Origin of the sequence: Rothia sp. L_38, from assembly GCF_050689125.1 — a bacterium.
Lineage (GTDB): Bacteria > Actinomycetota > Actinomycetes > Actinomycetales > Micrococcaceae > Rothia.
Window position 1 is genome coordinate 20,789 of sequence record NZ_JBOEQD010000004.1, and the last position, 26,880, is coordinate 47,668.

General features: G+C 60.8%; 22 protein-coding genes. 12 read left to right on the plus strand and 10 right to left on the minus strand.

Features of this window, described 5'->3' with window-relative positions:
* The first annotated feature begins 114 nt into the window (after positions 1-114).
* On the plus strand, positions 115-2,766 hold the full coding sequence (gene secA / locus ACRCJM_RS03775; RefSeq protein ID WP_431463861.1) for a preprotein translocase subunit SecA: 2,652 nt from the start codon (positions 115-117) through the stop codon (positions 2,764-2,766).
* 107 nt (positions 2,767-2,873) lie between these two features.
* On the opposite strand, the gene hisN is transcribed toward secA, so the two are convergent.
* From hisN to ACRCJM_RS03795, 4 genes are all read right to left on the minus strand, one after another.
* The gene (gene hisN, locus ACRCJM_RS03780; protein ID WP_431463862.1) at positions 2,874-3,668 is read right to left on the minus strand and encodes a histidinol-phosphatase; all 795 of its coding nucleotides are present in this window, start codon (positions 3,666-3,668) and stop codon (positions 2,874-2,876) included.
* Positions 3,669-3,690: 22 nt separating this feature from the next.
* Positions 3,691-4,779: a ribosome small subunit-dependent GTPase A gene (gene rsgA / locus ACRCJM_RS03785; protein WP_431463863.1), complete on the minus strand. Its 1,089-nt coding sequence runs from the start codon at positions 4,777-4,779 to the stop codon at positions 3,691-3,693.
* The gene (gene aroA, locus ACRCJM_RS03790; RefSeq protein WP_431463864.1) at positions 4,779-6,146 is read right to left on the minus strand and encodes a 3-phosphoshikimate 1-carboxyvinyltransferase; all 1,368 of its coding nucleotides are present in this window, start codon (positions 6,144-6,146) and stop codon (positions 4,779-4,781) included. Before aroA ends, rsgA begins: the two co-directional genes overlap by 1 nt.
* Before the next feature lie 145 nt (positions 6,147-6,291).
* The gene (locus tag ACRCJM_RS03795; protein WP_431463865.1) at positions 6,292-6,822 is read right to left on the minus strand and encodes a DoxX family protein; all 531 of its coding nucleotides are present in this window, start codon (positions 6,820-6,822) and stop codon (positions 6,292-6,294) included.
* A gap of 372 nt (positions 6,823-7,194) precedes the next feature.
* Between ACRCJM_RS03795 and ACRCJM_RS03800 the strand changes: the two genes are divergently transcribed.
* Both ACRCJM_RS03800 and rsrA read left to right on the plus strand, forming a co-directional pair.
* Positions 7,195-7,893, plus strand: a complete 699-nt coding sequence (locus ACRCJM_RS03800) for a sigma-70 family RNA polymerase sigma factor (protein ID WP_431463866.1) — start codon at positions 7,195-7,197, stop codon at positions 7,891-7,893.
* 14 nt (positions 7,894-7,907) lie between these two features.
* Positions 7,908-8,186 (plus strand): mycothiol system anti-sigma-R factor, encoded by a 279-nt coding sequence (gene rsrA, locus ACRCJM_RS03805; RefSeq protein WP_431463867.1) that lies wholly within the window; start codon positions 7,908-7,910, stop codon positions 8,184-8,186.
* Between the two features lie 55 nt (positions 8,187-8,241).
* Here rsrA and ACRCJM_RS03810 read toward each other — a convergent pair whose 3' ends face one another.
* From ACRCJM_RS03810 to ACRCJM_RS03820, 3 genes are all read right to left on the minus strand, one after another.
* The gene (locus tag ACRCJM_RS03810; RefSeq protein ID WP_377129465.1) at positions 8,242-8,316 is read right to left on the minus strand and encodes a 50S ribosomal protein bL37; all 75 of its coding nucleotides are present in this window, start codon (positions 8,314-8,316) and stop codon (positions 8,242-8,244) included.
* 158 nt (positions 8,317-8,474) lie between these two features.
* Positions 8,475-9,074, minus strand: coding sequence for a GDSL-type esterase/lipase family protein (locus tag ACRCJM_RS03815; RefSeq protein ID WP_135011505.1), 600 nt, complete (start codon positions 9,072-9,074; stop codon positions 8,475-8,477).
* Between the two features lie 174 nt (positions 9,075-9,248).
* Complete coding sequence (locus ACRCJM_RS03820; protein ID WP_431463868.1) at positions 9,249-12,995, minus strand: multifunctional oxoglutarate decarboxylase/oxoglutarate dehydrogenase thiamine pyrophosphate-binding subunit/dihydrolipoyllysine-residue succinyltransferase subunit; 3,747 nt, start codon at positions 12,993-12,995, stop codon at positions 9,249-9,251.
* A gap of 404 nt (positions 12,996-13,399) precedes the next feature.
* On the opposite strand from ACRCJM_RS03820, the gene ACRCJM_RS03825 reads away from it, so the two are divergent.
* The 5 genes from ACRCJM_RS03825 to ACRCJM_RS03845 all read left to right on the plus strand — a co-directional run bounded on the left by ACRCJM_RS03825 (position 13,400) and on the right by ACRCJM_RS03845 (position 18,769).
* Positions 13,400-14,743: a hemolysin family protein gene (locus ACRCJM_RS03825; protein ID WP_431463869.1), complete on the plus strand. Its 1,344-nt coding sequence runs from the start codon at positions 13,400-13,402 to the stop codon at positions 14,741-14,743.
* A complete protein-coding gene (locus ACRCJM_RS03830) occupies positions 14,740-15,825 on the plus strand; it encodes a hemolysin family protein (RefSeq protein ID WP_431463870.1) in 1,086 nt (361 codons plus the stop codon). Before ACRCJM_RS03825 ends, ACRCJM_RS03830 begins: the two co-directional genes overlap by 4 nt.
* A 210-nt stretch (positions 15,826-16,035) precedes the next feature.
* A complete protein-coding gene (locus ACRCJM_RS03835; protein WP_431463871.1) occupies positions 16,036-16,995 on the plus strand; it encodes a metal ABC transporter solute-binding protein, Zn/Mn family in 960 nt (319 codons plus the stop codon).
* Between the two features lie 5 nt (positions 16,996-17,000).
* On the plus strand, positions 17,001-17,858 hold the full coding sequence (locus ACRCJM_RS03840) for a metal ABC transporter ATP-binding protein (RefSeq protein ID WP_237204543.1): 858 nt from the start codon (positions 17,001-17,003) through the stop codon (positions 17,856-17,858).
* The gene (locus ACRCJM_RS03845) at positions 17,855-18,769 is read left to right on the plus strand and encodes a metal ABC transporter permease (RefSeq protein ID WP_431463872.1); all 915 of its coding nucleotides are present in this window, start codon (positions 17,855-17,857) and stop codon (positions 18,767-18,769) included. Before ACRCJM_RS03840 ends, ACRCJM_RS03845 begins: the two co-directional genes overlap by 4 nt.
* On the opposite strand, the gene ACRCJM_RS03850 is transcribed toward ACRCJM_RS03845, so the two are convergent.
* A complete protein-coding gene (locus ACRCJM_RS03850) occupies positions 18,741-19,175 on the minus strand; it encodes a Fur family transcriptional regulator (protein ID WP_237194362.1) in 435 nt (144 codons plus the stop codon). The two genes, ACRCJM_RS03845 and ACRCJM_RS03850, sit on opposite strands and share 29 nt — an antisense overlap.
* A gap of 185 nt (positions 19,176-19,360) precedes the next feature.
* Here ACRCJM_RS03850 and ACRCJM_RS03855 point away from each other — a divergent pair, with 185 nt between their 5' ends.
* From ACRCJM_RS03855 to ACRCJM_RS03870, 4 genes are all read left to right on the plus strand, one after another.
* Complete coding sequence (locus tag ACRCJM_RS03855) at positions 19,361-20,011, plus strand: MBL fold metallo-hydrolase (RefSeq protein ID WP_237194361.1); 651 nt, start codon at positions 19,361-19,363, stop codon at positions 20,009-20,011.
* Between the two features lie 11 nt (positions 20,012-20,022).
* Positions 20,023-20,448, plus strand: a complete 426-nt coding sequence (locus ACRCJM_RS03860) for an HIT family protein (protein WP_431463873.1) — start codon at positions 20,023-20,025, stop codon at positions 20,446-20,448.
* A 215-nt stretch (positions 20,449-20,663) separates the two neighbouring features.
* Positions 20,664-21,125, plus strand: a complete 462-nt coding sequence (locus ACRCJM_RS03865) for a hypothetical protein (RefSeq protein WP_431463874.1) — start codon at positions 20,664-20,666, stop codon at positions 21,123-21,125.
* Between the two features lie 3 nt (positions 21,126-21,128).
* Positions 21,129-21,335 carry a helix-turn-helix transcriptional regulator gene (locus tag ACRCJM_RS03870; protein ID WP_237206337.1) on the plus strand — a complete coding sequence of 69 codons (207 nt, stop codon included), beginning with the start codon at positions 21,129-21,131 and terminating at the stop codon, positions 21,333-21,335.
* 90 nt (positions 21,336-21,425) lie between these two features.
* On the opposite strand, the gene hrpA is transcribed toward ACRCJM_RS03870, so the two are convergent.
* Together hrpA and deoD are read right to left on the minus strand one after the other, a co-directional pair.
* Positions 21,426-25,859, minus strand: coding sequence for an ATP-dependent RNA helicase HrpA (hrpA, locus tag ACRCJM_RS03875; RefSeq protein WP_431463875.1), 4,434 nt, complete (start codon positions 25,857-25,859; stop codon positions 21,426-21,428).
* A gap of 208 nt (positions 25,860-26,067) precedes the next feature.
* Positions 26,068-26,790, minus strand: coding sequence for a purine-nucleoside phosphorylase (gene deoD / locus ACRCJM_RS03880; RefSeq protein WP_431463876.1), 723 nt, complete (start codon positions 26,788-26,790; stop codon positions 26,068-26,070).
* Positions 26,791-26,880 lie beyond the last annotated feature (90 nt).

The following is a 26,880-nucleotide window of genomic DNA, read 5'->3' on the forward strand; positions in this document are numbered from 1 at the left end:
TTCAAGCCCAGAGGTGAACGTTCCCAGCGCACCGGGGGACTAAACTAGAATAGAGTGAGCACGGTGGGCTCACCCTGCCCGCCCCCTATCAAACCAATCAAGGAGCAAACTTCAGTGGCATCTCTCTTGGAAAAGCTACTCCGCAGCGGAGACCAAAAAGTCCTCAAGCAGCTGCGTGCTTACACCGAAGCAGTGAACTCACTCGAAGACAGCTTTGTCGCTATGAGCGACGCCGAGCTACGCGCTGAGACCGACGCCTTCCGCAAGCGCGTTGAGGACGGCGAGTCACTGGACCTTCTGCTCCCCGAAGCTTTTGCTGTGGTCCGCGAAGCCTCAAAACGAACCCTGGGCAAGCGCCACTACGATGTGCAGCTCATGGGCGGCGCCGCCCTGCACCTGGGCAATATCGCCGAAATGAAAACCGGTGAGGGTAAGACCCTGGTCGCCACCGCCCCTGCCTACCTCAACGCCCTCTCCGGTAAGGGCGTGCACGTGGTCACCGTCAATGACTACCTGGCTGAGTACCAGGCTAACCTGATGGGCCGAGTCTTCCGTTTCCTGGGCATGGAGTCGGGCGTTATCCTGGCTAACCAGACCCCCGATGTGCGCCGTAAACAGTACGAAGCCGACATCACCTACGGTACCAACAATGAGTTCGGTTTCGACTACCTGCGTGACAACATGGCCTGGACCAAAGAGGAACAGGTACAGCGCGGGCACAACTTTGCCATCGTCGATGAGGTTGACTCTATTCTGATTGACGAGGCCCGTACCCCGCTGATTATTTCTGGCCCCGCCATGGGCGAAGCCAACCGCTGGTACGGCGAATTTGCCCGTATCGCCCGCACCCTGGTAGCCGGTGAAGACTACGAAGTCGATGAAAAGAAGCGCACCGTGGGCGTGCTCGAATCGGGTATCGATAAGGTCGAAGACCACCTGGGCATCGACAACCTCTACGAGTCACAGAACACCCCCCTGATCGGCTTCCTCAACAACGCTATTAAGGCCAAGGAACTCTTCAAGGGCAACAAGGACTACGTCGTAATGAACGGCGAAGTCATGATTGTCGATGAGCACACCGGCCGTATTCTGGCGGGTCGCCGCTACAATGACGGCATCCACCAGGCTATTGAGGCCAAGGAAGAGGTCGAGGTCAAGCCTGAAAACCAGACCATGGCGACCGTGACCCTGCAGAACTACTTCCGCATGTACGACAAGCTCTCGGGCATGACCGGTACCGCTGAGACCGAGGCCGCTGAGTTCATGAACACCTACGAGCTGGGTGTCGTGCCGATTCCGACCAACAAGGAAAAGCAGCGCATCGACCAGCCCGATAAGGTCTACAAGAACGAGATTGCCAAGTTCAACGCGGTGGTCAAAGATATCGAAGAGCGCCACGCTACCGGCCAGCCCGTGCTGGTCGGTACCACCAGCGTTGAGAAGTCTGAGTACCTCTCTAAGCTCCTATCGAAGGCGGGCGTCCGCCACGAAGTTCTGAACGCTAAGAATAACGCCCGTGAAGCTGCCATCGTCGCCCAGGCTGGCCGCAAGGGTGCCGTCACCGTAGCAACCAATATGGCAGGCCGCGGTACCGACATTATGCTCGGTGGTAACCCCGAGTTCGAGGCCGTCGAGACCATGAAGACCCTGGGTCTTGACCCCAACGAGAAGCCCGAAGAGTACGAGGCAAAGTGGCCCGAGGTGCTGGAGGCAGCCGAGAAGGCTTCTGCTGCCGAACACGAAGAGGTCAAAGAACTCGGCGGTCTCTACGTCCTGGGTACCGAGCGCCACGAGTCCCGCCGCATCGATAACCAGCTGCGCGGACGTTCCGGCCGTCAGGGTGATCCCGGCGAGTCCCGTTTCTATCTGTCCCTGTCTGATGACCTGATGCGTCTCTTCAATGGCCAGGCTGCTGCCCGTCTGATGGCAGGTGCCCCCGATGATACCGCTCTGGAAGCTAAGATTGTTTCCCGCGTCATCGCCAACGCCCAGGGCCAGGTTGAGGCCCGCAACGCTGAGCAGCGCAAAAACGTGCTCAAGTATGACGATGTGCTCAACCGCCAGCGCGAGGCCATGTACAAGGACCGCGCTCAGATTCTGGCAGGCGATGATCTCAAGGAACAGATTGAGAAGTTCCGCACCGAGGTTATTACGTCCGCTATCGATGCCCAGGTGGGCGAGGGCCACGCCGAAGACTGGGACTTTGAGAAGCTCTGGGAGAACCTGCGCACCATCTTCCCGGTTACCATTACCCCCGAAGACCTGGCTGAAGAAGCGGGCGACAAGACCAAGGTCACCCGCGACCAGATCGTCAAGGAAGTGCTGGCTGACGCTGAGATGCAGTACACCGAGCGCGAAGAGTCCGTGGGTGAGGACGCCATGCGCGAGATTGAGCGCCGCGTGGTGCTCTCGGCCATCGGGAAGCGCTGGCCTGAGCACCTCTACGAGATGGACTACCTTAAGGAAGGCATTGGCCTGCGCGCCATGGCCCAGCGTGACCCCCTGGTGGAGTACCAGCGTGAGGGGTATGCCCTCTACCAGAGCATGATGGGCGGTATTCGTGAGGAGACCGTGTCGATGCTCTACAGCGTGGACCTGTCGAAGCAGCGCACCCAGCAGTCGAAGATTCAGCTGAAGATTCCTGCCCAGCCCAAGTTCCTGCAGTACTCAGCTCCCTCTGAGTCCGGTAAGACCGAGGTGCATACCGAGGCAGTGAACGACCGCAGCAATGAGCAGATTTCGATTCTGAACCAGCGCAAGAAGTAGTTCAGCATAAGAAATCGCACAGACTAAAGGCCCCGAATCCTTGATGTAGGATTCGGGGCCTTTGGTCTGAGTTGAAGCGTTTAGCCCGGTATCGTGAGAACCCGGCTTTAGAGGGTCTTGTCTGTACCTAGGTAAGAAAGGACGGCCTCGTGCAGGTGGCCGTTGGTGGCTAGGGCGTTGCCGCCGTGGGGGCCGTCCGCCCCTGCCAGGGAGGTGAAGCGTCCGCCTGCTTCGGTCACGATGGGGACCAGAGCGGCCATATCGTAAAGGCCGAGTTCGGGCTCGGCAGCGGCGTCGACGACGCCCTCTGCCACCATCATGTAGGACCAGAAATCGCCGTAGGCTCGGGTGCGCCAGACGGTGTCGGTCAGGTCGATGAAGTTATCGCGCAGGCCCAAATCGCGCCAGCCGGTGAGGGAGGAGTAGGAGAGGGACGCGTCCTCGAGCTGGGCGACAGAGGAGACCGAGATACGGGTAGCCTTTGCCAGGGAGCGACCGGTGTAGGCGCCGGTGCCTTCGGCTGCCCACCAGCGGCGCTGGATGGCCGGTGCGGAGACGACTCCGACGACGGGCTTGCCGTGGTCGAGCAGGGCGATGAGGGTAGCCCAGACGGGCACGCCGCGCACGAAGTTCTTGGTGCCGTCGATGGGGTCGATGACCCACTGGCGGGGGGAAGACCCGGTTTCCCCGAATTCTTCACCCAGCACCGAGTCACGGGTGCGGACACGGGACAGCTGGGAACGGATGAGCTGTTCGGCTTCGCGGTCGGCGTCGGTGACGGGGGTGAGGTCGGGTTTGGTGTCGACGGCGAAATCGTGGGAGGTGAACTTGGCCAGGGTGAGGCGGTCTACCGCATCAGCCATGATGTGGGCCAGGCGCAGGTCGTCGGTGTAGTTAGTCATGGTCTCGTGTGCCTTGGTGTGTTTAGAGGTCTACGACGCCGAGTTCTTTCTCGGTGTCGCCGGTTTCTTCGTCGACGCGCAGGAGTTTGCGCAGGGAGTCGAGGCGCTCTGGGCCTGCGGGGCCGGCCTGGCCCGCTTCAACGTAGGCGGTCAGGCCGCAGTCGGGGGCGGACGCCGAGTGGGTACAGCCCTTGGGGCAGTTGGCTGAGCCCGGGGCAAGGTCGGTGAAGGAGGCGACCAGGGTGTCGGGTTCGACGTGGGCTAGGCCGAAGGAACGGATACCGGGGGTATCGATAATCCAGGTGCCGGGGGCTGGCTTCTGGGGCTGGAGGGCCAGGGCTGAGGACGAGGTGTGGCGGCCGCGCCCGGTCACGGCATTCACGTGGCCGGTGGCGCGTTCTGCCCCGGTCAGGGCGTTGACCAGGGTTGATTTGCCCACACCGGAGTGGCCCAGAAGCACAGAGACCGAGCCGTCGAGATACTCAGAGAGCTGCTCAACTAGGGTGGTGTCGAGCCCCTCGGAGCCTTCCTCGCTGGGGGCGCGGCCGTCCTTGGACTTAGACAGCAAGATGGTGAGCTCGACGTCCCGGTAGTAGTCCAGCAGCCATGTAGGGTGTTTGAGGTCGGTCTTGGTGATGCAGAGAATGGGGGTGAGCCCGGCATCGAAGGCGGCTGCTAGGGACCGGTCGATAAAGCCGGTGCGGGGCTCGGGGTTTTCTGCGGCGACCACGATAACCAGGTTGTCAGCGTTGGCAACGACGACGCGCTCGACGGGGTCGGTATCGTCGGCGCTGCGGCGTAGCAGGTTGGTGCGCTCTTCGATCCGGACGAGGCGGGCTAGAGTATCGGGCTTGCCGCTGGTATCTCCCACGAGGGCAACCTTGTCGCCCACCACGATGGGGGAGCGGCGCAGCTCGCGGGCGCGTACGGCGGTGACGACCCGTTCGCTGCTCTTGCCCTCATCGAGGATGGCGGTGTAGCGGCCCCGGTCTACGGTGATGATACGGCCGATTTCGGCGTCCTTGTGGGCCGGGCGGTCCTTGGTGCGGGGGCGGGAGCCCTTTTTGTTGGGGCGGACGCGCACATCGCTTTCATCCCAGGAGCGGCGCATTAGGCGGCACCTGCCTGCCACTGATCCAGCATGTTCTGCCACAGCCCGGTGAAGTTGGGCAGGGTCTTGGAGGTGGTCTCGACGTTCTCAACCACGATGCCCGGTACCACCAGACCCATCACGGCAGCAGCGGTTGCCATGCGGTGGTCAGCGTAGGTGCGCATGAGGGCCCCGTGAGCTACGGGGGCGGTGACGCAGATACCGTCCGCAGTTTCTTCGGCTGAACCGCCCAGGCGGTTAATCTCGGCGGTCAGGGCGGCAAGCCGGTCGGTTTCATGGCCGCGCAGGTGGGCAATGCCGGAAAGGACGCTGGTTGCCGGCGAGAGAGCGATGAGGGCAGCGACGGTGGGGGCTAGCTCACCGGCCTCGGCCAGGTCGAGTTCAACACCGGGCAGTCCGGACGCCGCGCCGCCGGCAGGGCCGGTGACGGTCAGGTTCCCGTCGGCCAGCTCTACCCGGGCCCCAAAGAGGGGCAGAATCTTCCGCCAATGGTCCCCACCCTGGGTAGTGGACTCGGGCCAGCGCGGAACCGTCACCGAGGCCCCGGTGGCTACTGCAGCAACCAGGAAGGGCCCAGCGTTAGAAAGATCGGGCTCAACGGTAACCTCAAAGCCGGGGAAGCCACCGGGGGCAACCGTCCAGGTATCGGTGCCGTTGAAGTCAACGCTAATACCGAGCTCACGCATGGTCTCAACGGTCATCTCAATGTGGGGCATCGAGGGCACCGGGCCACCCTCGTGCCGCAGCACCAGACCCCGTTCAAAACGGCAGGCAGCCAGCAGCAGGGCAGAGACAAACTGGGAAGAACCCGAAGCATCAATGGTCAGTTCGGGCACCTGCACCGAACCGGCAGAAACGACGGTGAAGGGCAGGGAGCCGCGACCGGCGTCCTCAACCTCAACCCCCAGGCCCCGCAGGGCCTCAATCACCGGCAGTATGGGGCGCACCCGCGCATGCTCATCGCCATCGAAATGGAAAGTACCGGGCAGCAGAGCAGCTACCGGGGGCACAAAACGCATCACAGTACCCGCCAACCCCACATCAATGGAGGCCTCACGGGCATCGGTCGCAGAAAAATCTAGGGGAGTCACCCGCAGATCAGGGCCAAAGGCACTACCGGTTTCAATCTCTTCAAAACGGGCACCCAGAGCAGTCAGCGCGGCTACCATGAGCTGCGAATCGCGCGAATGCAGGGGAGCATGAATCACCGAGGGGCTATCGGCTAAAGCCGCCAGCAGCAGGTAGCGATTGGTGAGCGACTTAGACCCGGGAATCTCCACCCGGGCATGGGCACCGCCGGGCACCGTAACGGTGGGCGCTAGCCAGTCTCCAACGGCAACTAGGGGCTGCTTGGTCGCATCAACCACAAATAAAACCTACTTCGGAATCAGTTATTACGGCGTACTCCCTCCCTATTTTAGGTGGGCGGGGCGGCAAACAAGAAAACCCCGCACCGGTTTGGTGCGGGGTTTATCGAAAGTTCGCGGGAGCTTACACCCGGTAGGGGCCAGCTTAGGCGAAGAGGTCCTCAACCTTTTTCTGGGCGTCAGAAGCAGCGTCCTGAACATCGGATGCCAGCTGATGGGACTTCTTAGCTACCTGATCACCCAGCTTGGAAGCGCGCCAGGCCAGTGAGGGGTTACCGTCGGTATCAACAGCTGAGATAGCAATAGCGCCCAGCAGGGAGCCATTGAGCACAGCAGCATTGCGGCGGGCAGTCTTCTCTTCCTTAGTCTTTGCCTCGGTAGCGCGATACTCAACGTAAGAGTTAATAGCACCGGTAGCCAGCAGGACGCTCGCAGAAAGACGGGGCAGCTTACCCAGGGCAAAGAGGGCACCGGCAGCTACCTGAGAGCCAGCCAAAGCCTGGCCCACCAGCTTCTCCTGGCCACGCAGCACAGAAAGCTGAGGGGCAGAAGTCGCAGCCAGATTAACCACCTTAGCCAGGTGCTTAGACGATTCGGGGTCACGCAGACGGTCAACACCCGAGATAATAAAGCTTGAAGCCAGCAGAGGGCGAGCAAAACGGCGAACCAATGACATGAGTTCCTCCTTCACGGGGTGCGAGGCCCCTTTGCGGTGTATCACAGATACCTAACACTACTAAGCATACATATAGACCGGCGGGTTCAGCCACTTTACAGCACCACTAGCGCAAAATTACTTTGATGCTGGGGAATAAACTCGCCTCTCTGTCGTTACACATGACGAGATTTGTTCAAGGTTTCTCAGGCTCACACTCGCTGTCGACCCTCTCGCTGGTTCGCTAGCGCTCACAAGCGATTCACGCCAGCCCCGAGCCAACAGCTTCGCTGTGAGCCTGTTCAACCAGTACAGGCTTCGTTGTACTCGGCGCGTAGCTGCGCCCATTGGCAGGTACAGTAAGACAAAAGACCACAGCACACCTGGAGGGAAATGACAGCCACGCCCCCGGCCCCCAGCACTGAACCTGCACCGACCACCGACGTCCTCGCCCCCGAAGGCAACGAACCCGATGTGCGCTCCCGCGAAACCAACGCCGAGCGTAAAGCCCGTTTCGAACGAGAAGCCCTGCTATACGTAGACCAGCTCTACGCCGCCGCCCTGCGCATGGCTCGCAACCCGCAGGACGCCGAAGACCTCGTCCAAGAGGCCTACATGAAAGCCTTCTCCGCCTTCCACCAGTACAAGCCCGGAACCAACCTCAAAGCCTGGCTCTACCGGATCCTCACCAATACCTACATCAACGTCTACCGCAAACGCCAACGCGAGCCCTACCAGGCCAACACCGACACCGTCGAAGACTGGCAGCTAGCCCAGGCAGGAGCCCACGACTCCAAGGGCCTACCTTCGGCGGAGAACGAAGCCCTCGCGCACCTGCCCGACAGTGATATCAAAGAGGCCCTGCAGTCCATCCCTGAAGACTTCCGCATGGCCGTCTACTACTCCGATGTTGAAGGGTTCTCCTACAAGGAAATCTCCGAGATCATGGACACCCCCATCGGCACCGTCATGTCCCGACTGCACCGCGGCCGCAAACTGCTCAGAGACAAACTCACCGACTACGCCGCCGAACGCGGCATCAAAACCACGACCACCGGCAAGGTCGGCACCCGCCAAACCGCTAGGGCCTAAGAAAGGAGCCACCAATGACCACCGTACACAACCCGAGCCCCTCTACCCCCTGCGAAGAGCGCCTGGCCAAAATCTACACCTACATTGACGACCCACTCAGCTGCCAGGACCTCGAAGAACTCCAAGCCCACCTGGCCGAATGTGAAACCTGCGCCAAGGAATACGACCTAGAGTGCATCATCCGCCAAGCAGTGCGCCGCACCTGCAAGGAAACCGCCCCCGTCGACCTCAAAAGCCGTATCCGCGCCTGCATCGACGACATCCATACCGGAGGGCACCCGGCAGCTAACTAGCCAATAACAAAGGGCCCCTACTCGCTTCTGCGAGTAGGGGCCCTTGTTGATTGCCTTATGAGTTGGGGCGCTTACCGTGGTTAGCGCCACCCTTACGGCGATCCTTACGCTTGCGACCGCGCTTGCTCATGAGAGCCTCCTTGATCAAGGTGGAGTGCCCGTCAGGATAACGGAACACAAATGGTCGATAGCACCTTGGAACAGGCACTTCTCACTATTTTCGCATACCTTGGCTAGCTTTGCACACCCCGGGTTGGTCACAGGGGCAGGCACAAGCCAGGGGCTTCCTTAAACGGGCTCTGAAATCTGAAGCCAGTTGTACCAGCCGCGGTGCAGAACCAGCCAGGCGATCAGGCCGTAGCCGGACTGGCCGGGGCGGCCGTCATTTGCTGCCAGGTCATTGCGCCACTGCTCATGGTGCAGCAGGGGGTTGAAGGTATCAACGTAGACGTGGTTACGGCGGGTCACCACATCGGCGTAGGCTGCCGACAGGTCGGCAATCTTGCGGTTGCGCTCAGCATCGAGAGTGGGCGGGGGACCAACAACTAGAACCTTCACATTGTTCTGGGAGGCCATATCGACCATGTTCGCCAGGTTCAGGCGGGAGCGGGCACTGGTGAGGCCCAGGTCGATGTCGAAGGTCGAGGGGGCAATGACCAGGCGATTTTCGTGGCCCTGGGCAAAGCGACGGCTGGCTTCTTCAAACCAGCGAGCGTTGAGCTGTTCACTGCCCTCACCGGGAGCTGCCAGATTATAGGCAGAGATAGAGGCAGAGGTCTGAGGGGTACGTGCCATAACGCGCCCGAACCACCCGAGGGTGCGGGGGTCCCCGACGCCTGCGAGCAGATCATCGCCAACGGCTACAAGTCGAATTTTTCGCTGATCCACGTGTTTCTTTCTACAAGGTTGAGGGCTAGGTCGCCCCGCAACGTTGGTCTCGTTCGTTCTGTACCAGTCTAAACCCTGGAGCCTGCCAGCGCACGGTGGGCGCACCGCAAACAGGCAGTGCCCGAATCCTGACGGGCAAGATTCGGGCACTGGGAGCTGAGCGAGCGCCCTGCTTTATCGGTCGAATACCTCGGAGATGAGGTTATCGAGCTCGCGCTGGTGACGCTTACCGGTACCGGCTGCGGGGGAAGCAGCGGCAGGGCGGGAAATCAGCTTCATACGGTAGTCAATCTGGGGGAGCAGGTTGACAGCCATGAAGGGCCACTGGCCCTGGTTGGCAGGTTCATCCTGAGCCCAGACCAGTTCCGCATTGGGGTAGGTAGCAATCTGCTCCTTGATCTCTGCGGACGGCAGGGGGTAGAGCTGCTCGACTCGCACAATTGCGGTGCTCTTATCGCCGCGCTTAGCGCGCTCTGCTTCCAGATCGTAGTAGAGACGGCCCGAGACGAAGACCAGGCGGGTTACATCAGCGGGGTTCAGGTTACCCTGGTCCTCGATGACGGGCTTGAAGCTACAGCTGGTGAAGTCTTCAACCGACGAGGCAGCAGCCTTGAGGCGCAGCAGCTGCTTGGGGGTGATAACAATCAGCGGCTTGTGCGGACGGGAGTGGGCCTGACGGCGCAGCAGGTGGAAGTGGTTTGCCGGGGTCGAGGGAACAGCAACGGTCATGTTGTTCTCGGCGCACAGCTGCAGGTAGCGCTCCATACGGGCCGATGAGTGGTCAGGGCCCTGGCCCTCAAAACCGTGGGGGAGCAGCAGAACCAGTGAGGAACGCTGGGCCCACTTCTGCTCTGCTGACGAGATGAACTCATCAACGATGGTCTGGGCGCCGTTGGCGAAGTCACCGAACTGGGCCTCCCAGAGCACCAGGGAGTCCGGGCGTTCTACGGAGTAGCCGTACTCGAAGCCCATGACGCCGTACTCGGAGAGCAGGGAGTTGTAGATGGAGTACTTGCCCTGGGTTTCTGAGAGGTTGGCCAGGGGGTTCCACTCTTCGTCGGTCAGAGAGTCGTGGAGCACGGAGTGGCGCTGGACGAAGGTGCCGCGCTGGACGTCCTGACCGGTCAGGCGCACATCGCGGCCTTCCAGCAGCAGGGAGGCGAAGGCAGCAAGCTCGCCGAAGCCCCAGTTGATGTCGCCCTCGGTCGACATCTTGACGCGCTGTTCAAGCAGCTTCTTGAGCTTCTTGTGCACGGTAAAGCCCTCGGGAATCTTGCCAAAGGCCTGACCAATCTGCGCCAGCGTCTCAGCTGAAATTGCGGTTTCGCCGGCAACCTGCACAGAGTCCTCGTTCTGCTGGGCAGCAGGGCGCTCGATGTTAGAAACAGCGGCGGCGTCTGCGGTGACCAGGGGAGCGGACGATGACTGGGCTTCGTGGGTCTCAGTGAAGATCTGCTCCAGGCGGGACTGGTAGTCCTTGAGAGCGCGCTCGGCCTCGTCCTGGGAGATGTCACCGCGACCAACTAGGGACTCAGTGTAAATCTTGCGGGTTGAGGGCAGCTCCTCAATCTGCTGGTACATCTTAGGCTGGGTCATCGAGGGATCGTCTGCCTCGTTGTGACCGCGGCGGCGGTAGCAGACCAGGTCGATGACGACGTCCTTGTTGAAGGCCTGGCGGTAGGCGAAGGCGATGGAGCCTGCGCGGACGACGGCCTCGGGGTCATCGGCATTCACATGCAGCACGGGGGCCTGAATCATGCGGGCGATGTCGGTGGAGTAGGTTGCGGTGCGACCATCGCGCGGGGTGGTGGTGAAGCCCACCTGGTTGTTGACCACGATGTGTACGGTACCGCCGGTGGTGTAGCCCTCAAGCTTGGACATCTGCAGGGTTTCTAGCACGATACCCTGGCCAGCGAAGGCTGCGTCACCGTGAACCAGGATCGGCAGTACGGGGTAGTTGCCGATGCCCTGTTCTGCCAGGGTGTCCTGCTTAGCGCGGACGATACCTTCGAGCACGGTGTTGACGGCTTCAAGGTGGGAGGGGTTAGCGGCCAGGTAGACCTGGGTCTGGTTGCCGTTGTGGGAGGTGAAGATACCCTCGGTGCCCAAGTGGTACTTGACGTCACCGGAGCCGCCGGTCAGGCGGGGGTCCATCTGGCCCTCAAACTCGCGGAAAATCTGGGCGTAGGACTTACCCGCAATGTTGGTCAGTACGTTGAGGCGGCCGCGGTGGGCCATGCCGATGCCGACGCCCGAGAGGCCGGCGTCCGCTGCCTCAGAGATGACGGAGTCCAGCAGCGGAATCAGGGATTCGCCGCCTTCCAGGGAGAAGCGCTTCTGGCCCAGGTACTTGGTCTGCAGGAAGGTCTCGAAGGCCTCGGCAGCGTTCAGGGTGCCCAACACGCGGAACTGCTCGTCGCGCGAGGGCTTGGTGTAGCCGTGCTCTAGGCGGTCCTGGAACCACTGGCGCTCTTCGGGGTTCTCGATGTGCATGTATTCCACACCCAGGGTGCGGGTGTAGGCTTCGCGCAGCAGCTCAAGAATGGTGCGCAGGGGCAGGGATTCCTTTTCGCCGAAGCCACCGGTGGGCCAGTAGCGGTCAAGATCCCAGAGGGTCAGGCCGTAGTTCTCCAGACGCAGGTCGGGGTGGGAGAGCATCTGGTAGCCGATGGGGTTGGTCTGGGCAATCAGGTGGCCGCGTACGCGGAAGGCGTGAATGAGCTGCTGGATGCGGGCAACCTTAGAGACTTCTGCTTCGGGGTTGACCTGGTTGTCGCGAGCCCAACGGACGGGCTCGAAGGGGATGCGCAGATCCTCAAAAATCTGGTCGTAGAAGCCGTCGCCACCGAGCAGGTAGTGCTCCACAATCTTGAGGAACTCGCCAGACCCAGCACCCTGGATGACACGGTGGTCGTAGGTGGAGGTGAGAGTCAGAATCTTGGAGACGCCGTTGCGGGCGATGACCTTTTCTGAGGTACCGCGGTACTCGGCGGGGTAGTCGAGGGCACCTGCACCGATGATGGCTGCCTGGCCCTTAGAGAGGCGGGGCACGGAGTGGACGGTGCCGATACCGCCGGGGTTGGTCAGTGAGACGGTAGTGCCTGCGAAGTCCTCAACGCCGAGCTTGCCTTCACGGCCGCGCTTGACGATGTCGTTGTAGGCTTCCCAGAACTCTGAGAAGGAGAGCTTCTCTGCACCCTTGATGTTGGGTACAACCAGGTTGCGGGAGCCGTCGGGGCGGGGTAGGTCGATGGCCAGGCCGAAGTTAACGTGGGCGTGCTGGATAGCGGCGGGCTTGCCCTTGGCGTCCTCACCGTAGCTGACGTTCATGGAGGGGAAAGCTGCGAGAGCGCGGATGATGGCGTAGCCGATGATATGGGTGAAGGAAACCTTACCGCCGCGGGTGCGGGCCAGGTAGCTGTTGATTTCGGTGCGGTTATCGATCAGCAGCTTGGCGGGGATAGCGCGGACGGTGGTTGCGGTGGGTACGCTCAGTGACTCGTCCATGTTGGCGGCTACCGCCTTGGCGGGGCCGCGCAGGGTAACGATCTGGTCTTCTTGGGGAGCGTCGCTCACGGGTTCTTCCTTCGGGGTGGCGGGCTTGGTCGCTGAGGGGTTGCTTGCCTTGGGGGCTGCCTGTGGGGCTGACTTGGGGTCAGCCTCAGGGGCAGGGGTCTTGGGAGTGGAGGGAGCGGGGGCCTTGGCGGGCTCTTCCTTGGCCGGTGCGGACGCAGCAGCGGGCGCCGGTGCCTGCTGCGAGCTGGGTGCGCTGCCGGTTGTGCCTGCCCACTGATCAAACAGGGGCCACCACGTTTCGTCGACTGAGTTGCGGTCTTGCTCGTATTTCTCAAAGAGCTCTTCGACGAGCCACTCGTTACCCGCGAACTCTTCGGGAACCGTATGTTCTGGCTGGTTTGGCACTTCTCTTACGCCTCTTCCATCTCTTGTGATTGCTGAGTGCCAAAACCGCTTTTGGCACGAGGTGGGCGGGCATCGCACACTACGTTGGGCGCGTGATGTACCGCATATCTTTGTCTAGTTTAGAAGTGTTTTGGGGGTTCGTCCAACGCACTACTTTCTATGACATCTCACTGTGAGACTGTCTGGCAGAAATAGGCTGGCATTTCGCAGGGGGTGAAAGGGAGCCCACTGAGTAAAGCAAAAGTTATTCGCTAGAATTGACCACTATGGAAGACCCTTCTAGTTACTGCGCACCTTCGCAGCCCTCACGAGCGCTTTGGTGCGCATCATCCTTTAACCCGACCACGGGCGTCCGCACCTGCTGCGGCCAGCACCCCGCCCAGCAGGCGGTGAGAGCCTAAACCATGGAATGGCTCCTACTTCTCATGGGCTTTGCCCTGATTCTGGGTACCGGCTTCTTCGTGGCCGTAGAATTTTCGCTGGTAGCCCTTGATCAGTCCAAGGTCCAGCAAGAAATTGATAGGGGAGACGCCGCAGGTGAACGAGTGCTCGCCTGCCTCAAATCCCTCTCAACCCAGCTATCAAGCTGCCAGCTGGGTATCACCATCACCACCCTGCTTACCGGTTACACACTCGACAGCGGTATCAACGCCCTAGCCGGCGACACCATCGCGTCCTGGGGGTTGGCCCCCTCTGTGGCCTCGGCGCTCACCCTGATTTTCTCTATGGGTATCGCCACCTTGCTCTCCATGATTATCGGCGAGCTGGTGCCCAAGAACCTGGCGATTGCCGAGCCCTACCGCGTGGCCCGAACCCTGGCCCCGGCCCAGCTGCTTTTCACTAAGGTGATGGGCCCCATCGTCCGCACCGCTAACGGGTCAGCAAACTGGGTACTCCACCGCTTCGGCATGGAAGCTAAGGAAGAACTCTCGGCAGCCCGTTCACCCGAAGAGCTTTCTTCAATGGTGCGCCGCTCAGCTGACCTGGGCACCTTGGACTCCGACACTGCCCGCTTCGTCGATAAGACCCTTTCCTTCGCCGAGCTTACTGCAGCAGACGTTATGACCCCGCGCCGCAAGGTCATCATGCTCGAAGATACCGCTCCTGTTAGCGATGTCATCGAGCTGGCCCGTACCACCGGCCACTCCCGCTTCCCCCTCTACCGGGAAGACCAGGACAACATCGTGGGCGTCGTGCACGTGAAGAAAGCTGTGGGCCTTCCCCTCGATAAGCGCGACACGCTGGAAGCCGGAACGCTCATGGAGGACGTGCTGCAGGTGCCCGAAACCGTGCACCTGGACTCCCTGCTCATGCAGCTACGAGAGGGCGCCCTACAGCTTGCCGTAGTGCTCGACGAATACGGTGGCACCGCCGGCATCACCACCCTTGAAGACCTGGTTGAAGAAATCGTCGGTGAAGTCTCCGACGAACACGACACCAACTCCTTCGACGAACGCCCCCTGCGCGTGGGCAATGGCGACTACATTTTCTCGGGCCTGCTCCGCCCCGACGAGGTCAAGGACTACATCGGAACCCTCGACGTGGATGATGACCCCGCCTACGAAACCATGGGCGGCTTCATGATGGACCACCTGGGCCGAGTTCCCGAAACCGGCGACGTGGTGCCCGTTGAGGGCGGACGCCTGCGCGTAGAAAAGATGGAACAGCGCCGGGTTGACCGCATCCGCTTTATTCCCGAAGCCCTCACCACAGATGACCTCGCCGCTCGAAAGGAGGGGGCCCGATGAACGACTGGGTAGCTATCGCCCTGCTCTTTGTGCTCCTTGCCGGTAACGCCTTTTTCGTGGCCGGTGAGTTCGCCATTATGTCGACCCGCCGCTCCCAGATTGAGCCGCTGGCTGAGACCGGTAATAAGCGCGCGGTCACCGTACTTTATGCGTTGGAGAACGTCTCGCTCATGCTGGCTACCTGCCAGCTGGGTATTACCGTCTGCTCCCTGCTGATTTTGAATGTTTCAGAGCCGGCCCTGCACCACCTGGTGTCTGCACCCCTGGAAAGCTGGGGCATTCCTTACGAGGTGGCTAGCGCTGTAGGCTTTGCCTTCGCGCTGATTCTGGTGACCTACCTGCACGTTATCTTCGGCGAGATGGTGCCCAAGAATATGGCGGTATCGCTGGCTGCCCAGGGCGTTGCCCTGTGGATTGCCCCGCCCCTGGTCACGGTCTCGCGGGTGCTCAAGCCCCTGGTGGGCTTCCTCAACTGGATTGCTGACCACACCCTGCGCCTGATGAAGGTGGAACCTAAGGCCGAGGTTGCCTCAACCTTCACCCTTGATGAGCTTCAAAGCATTGTGGCTCAATCAACCGCAGAGGGAACCGTGGACGACGGCTCCGGCGTGCTGTCTGGCGCCCTGGAATTCAGCTCGAAGACCGTTGCTGAGATTATGGTGCCCGGTGACCAGCTGGTTACCATGAACTTCCCCTGTACGCCCGCTGAGCTGGAAAAGGCTGTTGCCCACACCGGCTACTCCCGCTTCGTGATGAAGGACGAGCGAGACGGCACCTACATGGGTTACCTGCACATCAAGGACGCCCTGGTCTACGAAGCTGACCGTATGGACCAGCCTATTGCCTGGTCTAAGCTACGTCAGATGTCGATCGTCAAGCCCGAAACCGAAATCGATGAGGCTCTTGCCACCATGCAGCGAAACCGGGCCCACCTCTCCCACGTGGTCGACGCCCAGGGGCAGAGCGTTGGCGTGCTCTTCTTGGAAGACATCCTCGAAGAGCTGGTGGGGGAAATTAAGGACACTACCCAGGAGCATGTGCGCCGCCGCGAAGAGGCCGCTTCAAAGCACAGCGCCGACTAGTTTCCTCTAGCTAGCTACCGGTTTCTGCCGGTGCGCGGACGCCCGCCTCGCCTTTCCTGCCCCGTGGCAGGGAGGAGGGGTGGGCGTCCTTATATTCCTAGCGGGGCGCGGGTGTGATGCGGTGTACGCACTTTTTATTTGCGAACCGTTCGCAGAAAGGAGTAGGCTGGCAGAAGCCCTATCCCTTACTCCGTACCAAAGGACAGCGCCATGCGAAAGATTTTCCCCACCGTCTCATTGCTTGCCGTATCGGCGCTGACCCTCTCTGCCTGCGGGTCAAGCGGGACGAGCGCGTCCTCGTCCTCAAACGACGGAACCCTGCAGGTCGTCACCACCACCGACGTCTATGCCGATGTGGTGGTAGCAGTCGGCGGCGATAAGGTGGAGGTCACCCCGCTCATCGCCTCAACCGCTGTGGACCCCCACTCCTACGAAGCCACCAGCCAGGACCGCCTGACCGTAAAAGACGCTGACCTGGTTGTCGTCAACGGCGGCGGCTACGACACCTTCCTCACCGAAATGGCCGGCACCGATAACCCCGACCAGATTGTGGTGAACGCGGTAGAACTCTCGGGCCTCTTTAGCGCCGACGACCTGGCCCACATGGCAGAAGAGCACAGCACCACCGGTGAAGACCACTCTGACCACGTGCACTCCTACAACGAGCACGTCTGGTACGACCTGGACACCATGAAGAAGGTAGCTGATCAGGTAGCAGCCGACCTGGCTGAGCTCGACCCCGCCAACGCGGACGCCTACACCAGTGCAGCTGCAACCTTCTCTACCGACGCTGACCAGCTCCTTGACCGTCTCAAGGCTATCGACACCGAAGAACGTACCTACCTGGCAACCGAGCCGGTCTCGGGCTACATGCTGGAGGACGCCGGTTTCACCGACTCCACCCCGGCAGATTTGACCGCAGCGGTCGATAGCGAAAGTGACATCGCCCCCCTGACCCTGCAGGAAGCCAAGGACGCCCTCACCGGCGGTAGCATCGACCTGCTGGCCTTCAACGAGCAAACCCAGACCGCCCAGACCACCGAAATCTATACCTTCGCCCAGGAAGCCGGAGTTGCCAGCGTCTCCTTCACCGAGACCCTGCCCGAGAACATCGGCTACATGGACTGGATGACCCAGAACATCGACAACCTAGAAAAGGCAGTAGCATAAAGCCTATGGCTCACTCTTCTACCCAGCTCGCCCCCGCCCTTACGGTGACCGGGGGCGGGCTTTCCTTTGGCCACCGTACCCTGTGGCAGGATCTCAACCTCACCGTCGAACAGGGCGAATATTTTGCCGTCCTGGGGCCCAATGGCTCGGGCAAATCGACCTTTATCAAGGTCATTTTGGGTCTGACCCAGCTGAGCGCCGGCAAAATTTCGGTTCTGGGTGCCCCTGCCCGCCTGGGGAACCCCGGCGTCGGCTACATTCCCCAGCAGAAGGCAATTGGTACCGAGATGCCCCTGCGGGCCCGCGATTTTGTGGGGCTGGGAGTGGACGGCCACCGCTGGGGCTTCCGCGTGAAGAACCGGGCCTACCGGGAGAAGGTTGACTCCCTGCTCGATGCGGTTGGTGCCAGCGACTACGCCAATGTGCCGGTGGGGCTTCTATCGGGCGGCGAGCAGCAGCGCCTGCGTATCGCCCAGGCCCTTGCCAATGACCCCAAGATTATCCTGGCAGATGAGGCCCTGCTTTCTTTGGACCTCAACCACCAGTACGCTGTCTCAGACCTGATTCACCGCTACAACCGGGATCACGGAGCTACGGTCGTTTTCGTGACCCACGAAATCAACCCCATCATCGACCATGTAGACCGCCTGCTCTACCTCGCGGGAGGACGCTTCACCGTGGGGTCGGTGGAGCAGGTTATGCGGAGCGAGGTGCTCACCGACCTCTACCAGACTCCGGTATCGGTGATACAGACCAACGGCCGCTACGTGGTGGTGGGCGGCGAGCACGGGGAGCACCACTGCGCCCTAGAAACCGACCACCCCCAGCTACTTGCACCCGCGAAAGGGGTAGATAACCGATGACTTTTGCGGACTTTATGGGCAAGGTCTTTGTCTTTGACCGCTACGGTGAGCTGGTGGCCCTGCTGAGCCAGTCCATTATCGCCGGGGCTATCTTGGGTGTGATCGGTGGCTTTGTAGGCCTCTTTGTGATGCTCCGCCGTCACGCTTTTGCGGTGCACGCCATCGCCGAGATGTCTTTTGCCGGAGCTGCCCTCTTCCTACTCCTGGGCTATAACGTGGTCACCGGTTCCCTGGTGGGCTCCATTATCTCTGCCCTCTTGATTGCCCTGATGGGCGCCCGGGCCCACGAAAACGATTCTATTATCGGTGCACTGATGCCCTTTGGGCTGGGGCTGGGAATCCTCTTTCTCTCCCTCTACTCGGGCAGAGCAGCTAACAAATTCTCGCTGCTGACCGGCCAAATCGTTTCAGTTGACTCTGCCCAACTGACCTCTATGATCATCGGCGGGGTGGTCATCATTGCGGCTCTGGCCATCATGTGGCGACCGCTCATGTTCGCCTCGCTTGACCCGGTGGTTGCCTCAGCCAAGGGGGTGCCGCTGAAGGCTCTTTCCATTGCTTTCATGATTGTGCTGGGTATTGCCACCGCCCTGTCGGTGCAGGTGGTGGGCTCCCTGCTGGTTCTTGCCCTGCTGATTACCCCGGCAGCGGCAGCCCTGCAAATCACAGCCTCACCCCTGCGCGCCCTGATTCTTTCAGTGCTCTTTGCAGAAACAGCCATGGTGGGCGGTATTCTTCTGGCCCTGGCAGGCTCCCTGCCGATCAGCCCCTACGTGACCACCCTGTCCTTCCTCATCTTCGTGGTCTGCCGCCTGGTGCGATCCGTCCGCCAGCGCTACTCAGCCTCGGGGCGCGTCCGCTCATCTGAAGCCGCAGCAGCGCCTAGCCCCGCTGGTGGGCAGAGCAGTTAGCGCAGACCCCGGTAATCTCAATGACGTGCTTGACCTCGGTGTAGCCGTTCTTTGCCGCAATCGCCAGGGCTAGCTCTTCAAGCTCAGGAATCTCAAATTCCCGGGCAGCCCCACAGATACGGCAGAGCAGGTGATGGTGGTGGTGCTCTGAGTCGCAGCGGCGGTAGATAGCTTCGCCGTCCTCGGTCTTGAGGGCCTCTACCTCACCGGTGCCCACCATGGACTGCAAGAGACGGTAGGTGGTTGCCAGCGACACCTTATCGCCGCGCGAGAGCATGAGCTGGTGCAGGTCTTGAGCAGAAATAAAGTCTTCGAGGGTTTCGAGGGTTGCGGTGACTGCCCGGCGCTGTTTAGTGTTGCGGATTTCGGTGGGCTTGCTGGCTGACGACGCTGAGTTGGTGTTCACGGGTCATTCCCTCGTCTAAAATCGGTCTCTTTCTGTGCCTACTGTACACCAGGTTTCTCGGGGCAGAAACGGCCCTCGCGCGGGGCGAAAAACAACGTTTTCAGGTAACAGCGTATGTGTTCAGCAGAAAGAAACCGTCAGCTCCAACTAGTCTGACTGTGGTGGGAGCTACTAGGGTGGTAGGTATGAAACTTACGAAATACACCCACTCCTGCGTCAGGCTCGAAAAGGACGGCGCCGTGCTGGTGCTCGACCCCGGAAACTTCTCCGAGGTCGAGCAGGCACTGGACGGGGCCCACCATATTCTGGTCACCCACGTGCACCCCGATCACTTCGATGAGGGCAAGGTGGTCGCTTTTCTGCGAGAGAACCCGCAGGTCACCATTCACGCTCCCGCCGCAGTGGTCGATGCTGTGTTGGCGGCCCTGCCCGAGGCTCTTGCAAAGTCAGTGGAAGCTGATGGGGAGCTGACTCTCTCGTCCTTCTCTATCAAAACCTTCGGTGGCAACCACGCTGTCATCCACCCCCTGCTGCCGGTCATCGATAACGTGGGCTACCTGATTGACGATAACCTCTTCCACCCCGGGGATTCTTTTGTGGTGCCCCACGGCATTGAGGTGGGCACTCTGCTGGTGCCGATTCATGCTCCCTGGAACAAGATCCAGGAGGTCATTGACTTCATTATCGCCGTGCGTGCCCCGCGGGCCTTCCAGATTCATGATTCACTGCTTGCTGAAAACGGTCGAAACATGATTGTTGGCCATGCAACCAACTTTGGTCAGAAGTACGGCACCACCTTTGAGTACCTGGCCCCCGGCCAGTCTGTAGAGATTTAGGAGTAAGCCCCATGAGCACTGTTTTTACCAAGATTATTAACCGCGAGCTGCCCGGCCGTTTTATCTGGGAGGACGAGCAGGTAGTTGCCTTCTTGACTATTGAGCCCTTCCAGTATGGCCATACTCTGGTGGTTCCCAAGGCTGAGATTGACCACTGGGTTGACCTGCCCGAGGAGCTCTCTGCCCATCTCTTTGACGTGGCTCAGAAGGTATCGAAGGGCCTGATGAAGGCTTTTGAGCCCACCCGTGTGGGCATGATTATTGCCGGTTTTGATGTGCCCCATACCCATATTCATGTGTGGCCCGCTGTTGACCAGAGCGAGTTCACTTTCGAGCAGGCTAACCGTAACCCCGATGCAGCTGCCATGGACGAGGCTGCTGAAAAGCTGCGGGCAGCCCTGACCGAGCTGGGCTACGGCGACTCGGTAGCTTCCTAGCCCTCCGCCAGGTAGGTACCATCTACATCAGAAAAACCCACCAACTAGGTGGGTTTTTCTGATTTAGATGGTCTTTTCTGGTGTAGTGGCTGAGTGTCTGGGGCGTAGGGGCCGACGGCCTAAAAATAAGTAAAGTGTGTTTGACATAGCCTCGTACCTGTATGTAAAGTTTATTTCACATCAACTGTAAAGCAACCTTTACATAAGGAGATGGCATGAGCATCGATAAGACCCAAAGCACCTGGGGCCGTTCTCGCTTCGGTGGTAGCCAAGCAACCCTGATACTTGTCAGTATTCTGGGTGCAACTGCACTGGCCCAGCTGCTGGCCTGGGGTATTATCGCCCTTCAGCCTGAGCAAGTCACCTGGTGGTGGGTGCCGGTTGCCTCGTTAGCTTTTATTCCGGTGTTAGCCGCCACCTTTTGGGTAGTTTTGGTCGACCGAAACACCATTAAAGGAGCCACCCGCAACCCAGAATCCAGCATCGAAAACCACTGGTACGGGAAGGCAGCGGAAACTACCTTTCACCTCATGATTGCAGCGATGGGGCTGGGTGCCGGGGCCTTCGCTATCTTCGACTGGCAGGTATCGCCGGCCCTTCTGCTGACCTCCGTCACCGTACTTGCCATGCTGGTCTTCCTTGTGAGCTACCAGGTCTACAAGCGTAAGGATGCATAGCCTGTGCAGAACCAGCTCAAAGAACTACGTGCTGAGCGGGGCTACTCTCAGCAGCAGCTCGCCGACGTGCTCGGAGTGTCACGCCAGACCGTCATCTCAATTGAGAAAGGACGTTTTGACCCGTCCCTGCCCCTGGCCTTCCAGCTTGCTGAAGTTTTCGGTTGCCGGATCGAGGATATTTTCTTCCCCGATGCTCCCGAGAACAACTAGAAGAGAGAAATGACCAGGAAAATCGGAAAAACCCACCAACTAGGTGGGTTTTTCTGATTTAGATGGTACCTAGGGCAAGGACGGGCGGGCCTAGGCGTTCTTGATGGCCTCCATAGCCTCACGCAGGGCCTTAGCCACCCGCTTCTCGCTGACGGTGTAGGCGGTGCCGAGTTCCTGGGCGAAGAAGCTCACGCGCAGTTCCTCAATCATCCAGCCGACCTGCTCCAGCTCGGGAGTCGGCACCGTACCCCCTGGCAGGGACTGCACGGCCTTATCGTAGGCATCCTCAAGTTCCTGCACGATCAGCATGAGCTGGTTATCCCGGTTGACGTTGGGCCCCAGCTTCTCAATACGCTTGGAGATCGCCTTGAGGTAGCGGGGCAGATGGTGCAGCTGAACCGCACCGGTCTCGGTCACAAACCCCGGGTAGACCAGGTTCTCCAGCTGGCTCTTCATGTCGCTCATGGCATGAATGACCGCAAGCGAGGTGGACTTCTTAATGAGCTTCTGCACCTTAGCTGTTTCCGACAGAATATCGGCAACCAGCTTGGTCATCACGAAGACCGTGTCAATGAGCTCAGCCCGAACGCTATTGAACAGGGCAGTGTACTCCGCCCTGGTAAAAGGCGGGGTAGCGGGTACCAGCTGGTCAATAGCGGCTACCGTGCAGTCACTAATGAGCGCGTCAATTGACCCGTGGGGGTTCTGCGTAAAGACCAGCTTTTCACGGTTGTTCAGGTGCTCCGAGACGTAGCGCTCGGGCGATGGAGTATTGAGCTTGAGTAGGCGAATCACGCCCCCGCGCTGGGCTCGGGTAGCTTCAGCCTCGGTGGGGAAGATCCGCACAGCAACGGACGCCCCCTCATCCACCAGGGCCGGGTAGCCTGCCACCGTCTGGGTAGCAATGACGCGCTCGACCTTCCGGGGTAGATCCTGCTCCGGCCAGTCGGTTAGACCCGAGACCTCCCGCACGGCTTTACTGCCCGGCGCCTGTTCCGGGGCGGACGCCTGTACCCCCTTGGCACCTGCACCCCGGCTCCCAGCCGCGCTGGCAGCTGCAGAGGGTGCAGAGCCGCCGCGGGCGTCCTGACCCTTCTTACCACCAGCGGCCATGGCCGCCATCTTCCCCATGGTCTCGGGGCTTGCGCCCAGAGAAGCTGCCAGGGCAGAGCGAATCTCGGCGTGCAAAAGACCCTGGAGTTCCACTAAATCCTTGCCCTCGCCCAGAATCTTATTCTGGTGGTTGCGCACCTGGAAGGTGAAGCGCAGGTGCTCGGGTACCGCATCCCAGTTGAACTCGGCCGGGTCGACCACGTGCCCGCGCAGGCGGCGCAGCACCAGAGCCAGGGCCTCAGTGAGAGAGTCAGTAGCGGGGGAGTAGTCGGCGTTGAGTTTCTCAACGGCCTGGCGGGCAACGTCCGGTGCAGGAACAAAATTCTTGCGAATCTGCTTGGGCAGGGACTTAATCAGGGCCGTCACCAGCTCCTCCCGCAGACCCGGAATCAGCCACTCAAAAGGAGCCGGTTCAAGCTGCCCTAAGAAGAGTACCGGAACCTGCACCGCGATGCCGTCCGTCTGTGTCTGGGAGGAGCGCACCCCACCAATCTGCACGCTGGGGGCGTACTCGTAGCGCAGATCAAGGGCCAGCTCCCCTCCGGAAGTGCGGGCAGTCCAGGTGCGGGGGAAGAGGGACTCATCATAATCGGCGGCCTCTTCGTCAATCAGGTTTTCGGGGGTGAAATCCAGCAGGTGCTCATTGACCCGGCGTTCCTCCTTCCACCAGCGGTCAAAATGGCGCTCAGAGACAACGTGCTCGGGTATGCGGGCGTTATAGAAGTCGAAGAGGACAGCGTCATCGACCCGCAGGTCACGGCGGCGCAGACGAGCCTCAAGCTCCTCAACCTCAGCCAGAGCCTTCTGGTTACGGGCAAAGAAGCGGTGGCGGGTCTGCCAATCGCCCTCTACCAGGGCAGACTGAATGAAAATCTCGCGGGCAGCTACCGGGTCAACCCGCCAGTACTGGATACGCCGGTCGGCAATGATGGGCAGCCCAAAGAGAGTGACCTTCTCATGGGCCAGCACCGACCCCTGACGGGCAGACCAGTGAGGGTCAGAATAAGAGTGCTTGAGCAGGGGCCCAGCCAACTCTTCCACCCACTCGGGCTCAATCTGCGCGTTCACGCGCGCCCACAGGCGGGATGTCTCTACCAGCTCAGCAGATACCAGCCAGACCGGGTTTTTCTTAAAGAGGGCAGAGCCCGGGAAAATCGCGAAGCGGGTACCGCGCGCCCCCCGATACTCGTGGCGGTTCTGCTCATCCTGCATGCCGATATGGGACAGCAGACCTGAGAGCAGTGACTTGTGCACCTCGGTCTCACTGGCAGCCGGGTCAATATCGCGCCCGCCCTCAACCGTAATACCGGCCGACCGGCCAATCTCCCGCAGCTGGGCAAAGAGATCCTGCCACTCTCGGATTCGCAGGAAGTTCAGGTACTCCCGGTGGCACATCTTGCGGAACTGGCTCGACGACAGCTCTGCCTGCTTCTCATTGATGTACTGCCACAGCAGCAGGTAGGAGGTGAAATCTGACTTCTCATCCTTGTAGCGGGCGTGCAGGGAGTCTGCCTCACCCCGGTGCTCGGCCGGGCGTTCGCGGGGGTCCTGGATGGTCAGGGCAGCAGCCAGCACCATGATTTCCTTGGCAACACCTCGCTTGGAACCCTCCACAATCATGCGGGCTAGGCGGGGGTCAACGGGAAGGGCCGCCATGGCGCGCCCGGCGGCAGTGAGCGGTGAGGACGGACGCCGCCCCCCTCTACCGCGTGCCCCGCGCGTATCGCGGGGGAGGGCGTCCGCCCCATCACGGCCGGGGGTAGCAAGAGCTCCTAGCTCGCGTAGCAGGTTAACGCCGTCGTTGATAGCGCGGGTTTCGGGCGGCTGAACGAAGGGGAACTTCTCAATATCGGCGGGGGACTTGACCACGCCGATCGCGGTCATCTGCAGAATGACCGCGGCCAGGTTGGTGCGCAGAATCTCGGGGTCGGTGAACTCGGCCCGGGCCTGGAAGTCCTCTTCGGAGTAGAGGCGGATAGCGATACCGTCAGAGACACGGCCACAACGGCCCGAACGCTGATTGGCGGAGGCCTGCGAAATGCGCTCGATGGGTAGGCGCTGCACCTTGGTCCGCGCGGAGTAGCGCGAGATACGGGCGGTGCCGGTGTCGATCACGTACTTGATGCCGGGCACGGTCAGGGAGGTTTCCGCCACGTTGGTTGCCAGCACGATGCGGGGCCGGCCACCGGGTTTGAAAACCCTGTGCTGCTCAGCCATCGACAGGCGGGCGTAGAGGGGCAGCACCTCGTAGTCGGCCAGGCGGCGGGTGGATCGCACCATATCCTCGATAGCGTCGGCCGCGTCGCGGATTTCGCGCTCGCCCGAGAAGAAAATCAGAATGTCGCCGGGGGCTTCTTCAGAAAGCTCCCGGATGGCGTCAAGCACGCCCTCAATCGGGTCGCGGTCGTCGTCCTCGAGGCCGTCACCGGCGTCCGCCTCGTCCTCCCCGCCGTCGCCGGTGCGCGGCTCGCTCAGCGGGCGGTAGCGGATCTCGACCGGGTAGGTGCGGCCGGAGACCTCAATGATGGGCGGGGCATCATCGGGTAGGGTTGCCTCGGCGATTTCTTTTTCCTCGGGGCTGAGGGTCTCGTCGACGATGCCGACACCGGGTACAAAGCTGGGGGAGAAGTGGCGGGCGAAACGCTCGGGGTCAATGGTGGCTGAGGTAATGACGATTTTCAGGTCGGGGCGCTGCGGCATAATGCGCTTGAGATAGCCCAGAATGAAGTCAATGTTGAGGGAACGCTCGTGGGCCTCATCAATGATGATGGCCGAGTACTGGCGCAGCAGCCGGTCGTTTTGAATTTCGGCCAGCAGAATACCGTCAGTCATGAGCTTGATAGCGGAGTCTTCGCCCACCTCTGAGGTGAAGCGCACCTGGTAGCCCACCGTTTCGCCGATTGTCTGCCCCAGTTCTTCGGCGATGCGTTCAGCTACCGATCGGGCGGCCAGACGGCGGGGCTGGGTATGGCCAATCATGCCCTTCTCCGCCAGACCCAGTTCCAGGAGCATCTTAGGCAGCTGGGTGGTCTTACCGGAGCCGGTTTCACCTGCGACGATGGTGACCTGGTTATCGCGGATCGCTGCCATGATGTCGTCCCTGCGGGCTGAGACGGGCAGGGCTTCTGGGTAGGTGATTTTTTCGGGTATCAGTGGGGTGTAGGGGCGGCGCTGGTTCGGTTTCTTCCCGCCCTGCTTGCCCCGGGGTGCTGAGCTGCGGACGCGACGCTGGGAGCGGGCGGGTGCGTCCGCCCCCTCACGAGGGCCGGACGCCTGCTTGCCCCTACCACCGCGCTTTCCGGCGGCCTGGGGTTCGGTGGGCTCGGATGCGCGGACGCCCGCGCCGTGCATAGCAGCGGCGATAGCGGAAAGGGGCTGGGCGGGAGTGCGGGAAGAATCTGAACTAGACATACTGCCCTCTATTTTAGGGCAGAGCCGGCACGAACGGTCAGGTTTCACTGGGCGCGTGAAGCCTATCGACTATAGTCGACAAAAATATCGAAAAAGAGAAGTTTATCGACTATAGTCGATAAACTTCTGGAAGCTATTTCTGTATAAGGACGCCCCGCCCTCCTGCCCTGGGGCAGGGGAGCGGGGCGCAGGCGTCCTGACAGAAAATTTAGAGGCTGGCAGCGACGGGGAGGACGAGTTCCATCATGTCGGTGAAAGCGGTCTGGCGTTGCTCGGCGGTGGTCTCAACCCCCTTGAAAAGGTGGTCAGAGACGGTGAAGACCGACAGAGCCTGCACGCCGGCGGCAGTCGCAACAGCGTAAATGCCGGCGGTTTCCATCTCAACGGCCAGCACACCCATCTCGGCCCATTTAGAGGCGTCGGAGAAGTCAGAGCGGTAGAAGACATCGGAAGACAGCACATTACCTACGTTGAGGGTCTTGCCCTGGGCCTCGGCCTCCTTGGCCACAGCAGATAGCAGGGGCCAGGACGCGGTGGGGGCAAAGGTGCCGGGGAGCTTGTAGTGGTGCATGAAGTTGGAATCGGTCGAAGCTGCTGAGGCCACGACCAGGTCGAAAAGGTCAAGACCCTCAGCCATGCCGCCGCAGGTGCCGATACGGATCAGGTTCTTCACGCCAAAGGTGTGAATCAGCTCGTGGGCGTAGAGGCTGGCCGAAGGGATGCCCATGCCGGTACCCATGACCGAAATACGCTGGCCCTTGTAATCGCCGGTGAAGCCGAACATGTTGCGCACGGTGTTGAACTGTACGACGTTCTCAAGGTAGGTATCGGCAATGAACTTGGCGCGCAGCGGGTCGCCGGGGAGCAGGATAGTTTCGGCAATTTCAGCGCCGTTCGGGGCAATGTGCGGGGTGTTGACGGCTTCTGCCATGTCACTCTCTTTTCTGGTGCGAAAGGGTGGGGTTTTCGCCCCTAGTCTACCCGGCTTAATATAAGCAACCCTACTTAGTAGTTTGGTAGG

Bases quoted from the DNA above. Each gene is read 5' to 3' on its own strand.
- rsrA (WP_431463867.1), top strand. From the start codon at position 7,908: ATGACCACCGTACACAACCCGAGCCCCTCTACCCCCTGCGAAGAGCGC.
- ACRCJM_RS03835 (WP_431463871.1), top strand. From the start codon at position 16,036: ATGCGAAAGATTTTCCCCACCGTCTCATTGCTTGCCGTATCGGCGCTG.
- ACRCJM_RS03860 (WP_431463873.1), top strand. From the start codon at position 20,023: ATGAGCACTGTTTTTACCAAGATTATTAACCGCGAGCTGCCCGGCCGT.
- ACRCJM_RS03795 (WP_431463865.1), bottom strand. From the start codon at position 6,822: ATGTCATTGGTTCGCCGTTTTGCTCGCCCTCTGCTGGCTTCAAGCTTT.
- ACRCJM_RS03825 (WP_431463869.1), top strand. From the start codon at position 13,400: ATGGAATGGCTCCTACTTCTCATGGGCTTTGCCCTGATTCTGGGTACC.
- hisN (WP_431463862.1), bottom strand. From the start codon at position 3,668: ATGACTAACTACACCGACGACCTGCGCCTGGCCCACATCATGGCTGAT.
- ACRCJM_RS03845 (WP_431463872.1), top strand. From the start codon at position 17,855: ATGACTTTTGCGGACTTTATGGGCAAGGTCTTTGTCTTTGACCGCTAC.
- ACRCJM_RS03865 (WP_431463874.1), top strand. From the start codon at position 20,664: ATGAGCATCGATAAGACCCAAAGCACCTGGGGCCGTTCTCGCTTCGGT.
- rsgA (WP_431463863.1), bottom strand. From the start codon at position 4,779: ATGCGCCGCTCCTGGGATGAAAGCGATGTGCGCGTCCGCCCCAACAAA.
- deoD (WP_431463876.1), bottom strand. From the start codon at position 26,790: ATGGCAGAAGCCGTCAACACCCCGCACATTGCCCCGAACGGCGCTGAA.
- ACRCJM_RS03840 (WP_237204543.1), top strand. From the start codon at position 17,001: ATGGCTCACTCTTCTACCCAGCTCGCCCCCGCCCTTACGGTGACCGGG.
- ACRCJM_RS03800 (WP_431463866.1), top strand. From the start codon at position 7,195: ATGACAGCCACGCCCCCGGCCCCCAGCACTGAACCTGCACCGACCACC.
- ACRCJM_RS03855 (WP_237194361.1), top strand. From the start codon at position 19,361: ATGAAACTTACGAAATACACCCACTCCTGCGTCAGGCTCGAAAAGGAC.
- hrpA (WP_431463875.1), bottom strand. From the start codon at position 25,859: ATGTCTAGTTCAGATTCTTCCCGCACTCCCGCCCAGCCCCTTTCCGCT.
- ACRCJM_RS03830 (WP_431463870.1), top strand. From the start codon at position 14,740: ATGAACGACTGGGTAGCTATCGCCCTGCTCTTTGTGCTCCTTGCCGGT.